Genomic DNA, 2137 nt, shown 5'->3' on the forward strand with positions numbered 1-2137 from the left:
TTCTTTAGATTCTAATATATCATTTAGTTTTTCCTTTTCTAAAGTAGTATTTCTTAATGTTAATTTTGTAATTAAGTTATCTTGTTCTGTTCTCTTTTTACGTTGCTTTATTGCATAATTAATTATAACTAAAGAGGTTATAGTAAGGCACAACATAAATATTATTAAAAACAAAAAAAACCTATCTTTTTTATACGATGCGTCTTTTTCTAGTGTTAGTTCTTTCTCTAATTTTAGTTTACTTTTAAAGTCATTTTCTTGAAGCTTAATGTAACTTGCTATAGCTTCTTCATTTTTTATTTTATTATAATCGAACTGCTTTTTTAAAAAGCTTGATAATGTCTTAGAGACTTTAAAATACTCATTATACTCCTTTGTACATTCATAATTAAACAGCTTAGCTTTTAAATATCTTTCATAGGCAAATGCGACATCTTGATCCTGAATAATTTCATTACTATCTTTACTTTTAAAATAGGTATTTATATTTTTTTTGAGCTTATTTGCTTCATCAAACTTTTTAGTTATTGTTAAACTTTTTAAGCGTTCAATATCCGCAGATATTGCTCCTGTTTCATCGTTATACTTTCGTCTTATTTTTGCTACTTTTTTTTGTATTGCAGCTGCTTCATCATACAGTTTAGAATACTCTAAGTATATGTGTGCTATATTTTCTAAAATATTTAAATAGTATAGTTCACTCCATTTTCCTAGAGTATCAATATTTATATAACTTTTTGCTTTATTATAATAACTAAGTGCTTTTTCATAGTTTAACTGTGCGTAATAGTAATATCCTAAATTATTATAAGCAGACGATAGCCAAATTGTATTATTTAAACATTTAGCTTCTTCTAGTGCTAGATTATAGTAATCTAGTGCTAAAGCCTCTTTCTTTTTTAGTGCGTATTGGTAAGCTAAATCACTTATTAATAAGAATCTATTATACGTCGCTTTTTCGGTATAACTATTATAAATAAGTAGAGCTTCGTTATAAAACTTTATAGCATGATCATAATCTTTTGCTTGCCTAAAATAAATGGCGCAATTCATGGCTAATGCGTACCCAAACTCTGAAAACTTAAGTTTTTTATCAAGCATATTATAGACTAGACCTGAGTAATAATGTGCTTTTGTTTTATCGCCTTGGTAATTATAATATGATGAGAATATATTATTTGCTATTATTTTTGCTTCTAGATTATTTTCTTGTTCTGCAATAATTAAACTTTCTTTTGCAATCTTATAACTTTTTTCTGGTGCATTTTTTACATTATTATATGTAGCATTAAGTTTCTCTATTAAAGCATTCTTGTTAGACACGTCTTCTTTAATATTTGTATTCTGACAATAAATACTATTTATAAAGAGTGTTAATATAATATAACAAAGTTTAAATTTGCGAGGGAACATATTGTAGGGATGGATTATTTTTTCCTTATAAGACTAAAGTTCTAGTATTATTTATGCTTTTTCTTCTTTTTTGTTTCACCATCTAAAGGTGTTTTTGCATTTTGAAGCATATAATTTGCCAATAGTTTCTCTATCAATTCATCTTTTGTTAAATGATGGAATACAGTCTTAATATTCTCTTTAAACTCTATGGAAAGATTATGATTTGGTTTTGTTTTAAATATTTGCCTAGCCCAAAGTACAGCATTATTTTCTTCTATACTTCGTGCATTAGGTTTATTGTATTTAGTAAATGTAATTCCTAATTCATCCTCAAATTCTGGAATTTCAAATGCTTCCTCTTTTTGTAATACTGTTAAAGCTAACCCTTTTGCTCCTGCTCTTGCTGTTCTACCGCTTCTATGTATGTAAGACTCGTAAAATTCTGGTAAATGGTAATTTACAACATAAGTAACGTCTTTAACATCTATTCCTCTTGCCGCTAAATCTGTAGCCACTAAAATATTAATATAACCTTCTCTAAATTGCTCCATGATACGATCTCTAATTCCTTGAGTTAAACTACCGTGCAATGCTCCTGAAGAAAATTTATTTATAGCTAAGTTTTTTGCAAGTTTATTTACTGCTGCTTTTGTTTTACAAAATATAATACCACGTTGACCAGTTTTTGAGTTTAAAAAATGCATTAGCACATTTAATTTTTCTATAGGCTCTACAATAACAT

At 27.1% G+C, this 2137-nt stretch carries 2 protein-coding genes; both read right to left on the reverse strand.

From position 1 onward, the window contains the following. On the reverse strand, positions 1–1323 hold a 1323-nt coding region (locus tag ACVC2P_RS08065), incomplete at its 3' end, for a tetratricopeptide repeat protein (RefSeq protein ID WP_452597968.1). Positions 1324–1460: 137 nt separating this feature from the next. Further along, positions 1461–2137 (reverse strand): helicase-related protein (locus ACVC2P_RS08070; RefSeq protein WP_452597969.1); only part of this gene is annotated, 677 nt, incomplete at its 5' end.

This window comes from Pontimicrobium sp. MEBiC01747 (assembly GCF_053601635.1).